Raw genomic sequence first — 3529 nt, 5'->3', positions numbered from 1 at the left:
TCTAAAAACAAATTTTTACTATATATTCAACATAGTACAGTTATTGAAAATTATGCAGAAAAATTAATAAATAATTTTAAGAAAGAAAAGTTAGATCATATTATTATAAAAGGATATGTTTTAAAAGATTATTATCCTTCTCCTGAGTATAGAAGTATGTCTGATATTGATATTTTAATTAAGCCAGATGATAGAGAAAAATCCCATGAAATTATGCTAAAATTAGGGTATAAGAATTCAATAAAGGATTCAAATGTCTGGGATTACAGAAAAAATAAATCGTATATAGAGATTCATACAAGTTTGATAGAAAATGAATTTAAAGAGGATGTAAATTTAAAAGAATATTTTTCAGATGCATGGTCACATATTGAGCGTTTTAGAGGTGAAAATTGCTATATCTTAGATAAGGAATATCATTTAATATATAATCTAGTTCATATTGCAAAGCATTTTTATAACTGTGGATGTGGAGTAAGAATGATTATGGACATTGCTGTTTACATAAATAAATTTGGAGATAGATTAGATTGGAATTATATATGGAATGAGTTAGAAAAGTTAGATTTGAAATTGTTTACTGAAAATATATTAATACTTTGTAATAAATGGTTCGACACAAAAATAGATTTTTCTTATGATATAGAACAAGATTTCTATAATAAATTATGTGAAAATATTTTGCTTGGTGGAACTTTTGGTTTTAATAATTCAAATTTTAGAATTGCAAAGATTAGAAATGATATAAAAAATGATCAACAAGATTATAGAAGTAGTTTAATTAATACTTTGAGATGTATGATTTTTCCACCATATGAAGAATTGATAAAGATTAATAGATATTCATTTTTAAAAGATAGAAAATACTTAATAGTATTTGCTTGGATTTATAGATGGTTTGATCAAATTAAGTCTAGAGGCATGAGTAGTATAGGATATATTTTATCTATTTTGAAAAGTAATAAAAAAATTGATGAACAGAAAGATACAATGAATAAATTAGGTTTATAGTAGTAAAAGTAGTACTACTAATATTATACTGACAAAATTTACATATATGCAGTAAAATAAAAGTATATACAAAATGGGAGATGATAAAAATGAAAATAAATGATGATTTTTACATGAAAGAGGTAGCAGGTCTAAATGTTGTTGTTGCAACAGGTGAATCTGCTGAAAATATGAATGCGATGATAAATTTAAATGAATCTGCTGCATTTTTATGGAAGCAGCTAGAAAATGATATAACTAAAGAAGAATTGATAAAAAGATTAACTGAAGAATATGACGTGGATTATGAAAGAGCCCGCGTTTCTGTTGAAAAGTTTATTTCTAAATTAAACGAAATAGGATGCTTGAGCTTTTAATTAATTCATGTGATATAGATATTAGTTTTAATAGGAGGAATGGTAAAATGAGAAGAGAATTTATGGAACCAGAAGTAGAAGTTGTTGAATTCGAAGTTTTTGAAGGAATAGCTTTTGACGATGATGATCCAGAAAATCCAGTTGAGCCAAATCCAAGTTGGGGCTGGTAAACCTATTTTGAAATGTTTAGTTAAGTACAAAGATTATAAGCTATGTCTTTGGCATAGCTTATAAAAAGGAGTTGTTATGGGAAAATATAAAATTGCAGACATGAATATAATTATGGAAAATAGTGGGAATAGAACAGAAATACAAGCAGAAAAATATTTATATAATTATGATGGAAAACCTGATTTTGAATTAAAATTTGAAGAATTTGAAATTCTGAATTCATATGAAAGATGCATAGAAAAGAATAATTATAAGAGAGAAGCATTTCCTGTGGATGACTTTAAATATGGTTTTTATGGAAGTAGTTTTGCTAAAAAAATATTGGAACATAATGGCTGTGTTTTGCATTCATCAGCTGTTGCAGTAGATGGAAAAGCTTATCTATTTTCCGCACATAGTGGTACAGGTAAATCTACTCATACTTCTCTGTGGTTAGATTATTTTAAAGACAAAGCAGTTATAGTAAATGATGATAAGCCATGTATTAGAGAAGTAGATGGAGAATTATATGTATATGGAACTCCTTGGAGTGGAAAATACGATATAAGTGTAAATGATAAGTTTAAATTAAAAGCAATTACATTTATATGCAGAAGTGATGAAAATTGGATTAGAGAGACTTCTAGAGTAGAAGCAATTTCATTGTTTTTGACACAGACTTATAAGCCTAGGGACAAAAAACATATGGATTTACTTTTAAATATGATAGACAAAATTTTTAGCAAAATCAAAATTTATAAAATGGGATGTAATATAAGTGAAGAGGCTGCTAAACTGTCATATGAGACTATGTCTAGAAATTAATCTATTTTAATATTTTTAAAATTTGAGGAAGGGGAATTTTCTTATGAAAAAAGAATTTATAGAACCTGAAATAGAAGTAGTAGAATTCGAAGTACAAGAATCTGTTGCTTATATAAATCCTAGCGGATGGATTATAGATCCAGAAAATCCATGGCACTAAGAATATAATTACTTAGGTTACAAAAAATTAAAATATTATAATAATTTAATTTGCTAAAAAAGATACAATATCTATAAAATTGATTTATAGGTATTGTATCTTAAACATTACACAAAAGGAGAAGAATTATGAAAAAAATAATAACAATTTTAATAGCGCTTATGCTAAGTATATCTGTTGTAGGATGCAACTCATCTTCAAAGGATTCATCAGATACAACTAAAAAACCGACAGAACAAACATCAACTCAAGATAGTTCTTCAGAAGATAAAGACACTACAGAAGATAAGAAAGACTCAGAAGACAAAGATGCAGATAAAACAGAAGATAAAGACAGCAGTAGCACTAGCAGTGACAAAAAACAATCAACAAAAAAATCTAATGATTCAAAGGCTGAAGATAATGCTGTAGAATATGATTCATCATGGGAGGATTCTAATACTAAATCTAGTACTAAAAAGGATAGTTCATCTAAAAAATCATCAGATAAAAAAGATAGTTCTTCAAAGGACAGCTCTTCAGAAAAGAAAAACAGTTCTTCAAACAAAAAGAACAATTCATCAAAACATTCTGAAGTAAAAGATGAAGACGGTGACGGATGGAGCGATGGATGGAAATAGATAGTATACACGAGGAAAACTTACATAAAATACGGAAGTATAACAGTGGAGGATATGATGGCAGATAAGCAAGAATGGACGAAAATTATAAGATCTGAGGATAGTTTTTTTAAACTTAATTTAAAGGAAATATTAGAGTACAAGGACCTAATATTTCTTTTGACTAAGAGAAATTTCACTACTATGTACAAGCAAACTATACTAGGACCGTTGTGGATTGTGATAAACCCACTTCTTACAACTACGATGTTTACTATTATATTTGGATACATAGCTAGTATATCTACAGATTCTGTGCCACAGTTCATATTTTATATGGCTGGTAATATAATTTGGGTTTATTTTTCTGCTTGCTTGAGCCAGATATCCTCTACTTTTTTGACTAATGCAGCTATTTTCGGCAAGGT

General features: G+C 27.7%; 6 protein-coding genes. All 6 read left to right on the top strand.

The annotated features are described in order from the left end of the window. The coding region (locus MR593_RS08480; RefSeq protein ID WP_290691861.1) for a nucleotidyltransferase domain-containing protein at window positions 1-1011 on the top strand (1011 nt) is incomplete at its 5' end. An 89-nt stretch (window positions 1012-1100) separates the two neighbouring features. Next, the gene (locus MR593_RS08475) at window positions 1101-1367 is read left to right on the top strand and encodes a PqqD family protein (RefSeq protein ID WP_290691859.1); all 267 of its coding nucleotides are present in this window, start codon (window positions 1101-1103) and stop codon (window positions 1365-1367) included. Window positions 1368-1414: 47 nt separating this feature from the next. Next, complete coding sequence (locus tag MR593_RS08470) at window positions 1415-1537, top strand: hypothetical protein (RefSeq protein ID WP_290691857.1); 123 nt, start codon at window positions 1415-1417, stop codon at window positions 1535-1537. Between the two features lie 76 nt (window positions 1538-1613). Then, window positions 1614-2342 carry a hypothetical protein gene (locus MR593_RS08465; protein WP_290691855.1) on the top strand — a complete coding sequence of 243 codons (729 nt, stop codon included), beginning with the start codon at window positions 1614-1616 and terminating at the stop codon, window positions 2340-2342. Window positions 2343-2630: 288 nt separating this feature from the next. Continuing rightward, window positions 2631-3122 carry a hypothetical protein gene (locus MR593_RS08460; protein ID WP_290691853.1) on the top strand — a complete coding sequence of 164 codons (492 nt, stop codon included), beginning with the start codon at window positions 2631-2633 and terminating at the stop codon, window positions 3120-3122. Window positions 3123-3179: 57 nt separating this feature from the next. Further along, window positions 3180-3529, top strand: a 350-nt coding sequence (locus tag MR593_RS08455) for an ABC transporter permease (RefSeq protein WP_290691851.1), incomplete at its 3' end; no start/stop codon positions are given.

Source organism: Intestinibacter sp. (assembly GCF_022780145.1).
In the GTDB taxonomy this organism is placed as follows: Bacteria; Bacillota; Clostridia; order Peptostreptococcales; family Peptostreptococcaceae; genus Intestinibacter.
Note: the sequence above shows the minus strand (reverse complement) of the source record. Positions and strands in the feature narration are given on the sequence as shown.

What these genes read in the sequence shown, in the direction of transcription:
- MR593_RS08475 (WP_290691859.1), top strand. Translation starts at nt 1,101, where the DNA reads ATGAAAATAAATGATGATTTTTACATGAAAGAGGTAGCAGGTCTAAAT.
- MR593_RS08470 (WP_290691857.1), top strand. Translation starts at nt 1,415, where the DNA reads ATGAGAAGAGAATTTATGGAACCAGAAGTAGAAGTTGTTGAATTCGAA.
- MR593_RS08465 (WP_290691855.1), top strand. Translation starts at nt 1,614, where the DNA reads ATGGGAAAATATAAAATTGCAGACATGAATATAATTATGGAAAATAGT.
- MR593_RS08460 (WP_290691853.1), top strand. Translation starts at nt 2,631, where the DNA reads ATGAAAAAAATAATAACAATTTTAATAGCGCTTATGCTAAGTATATCT.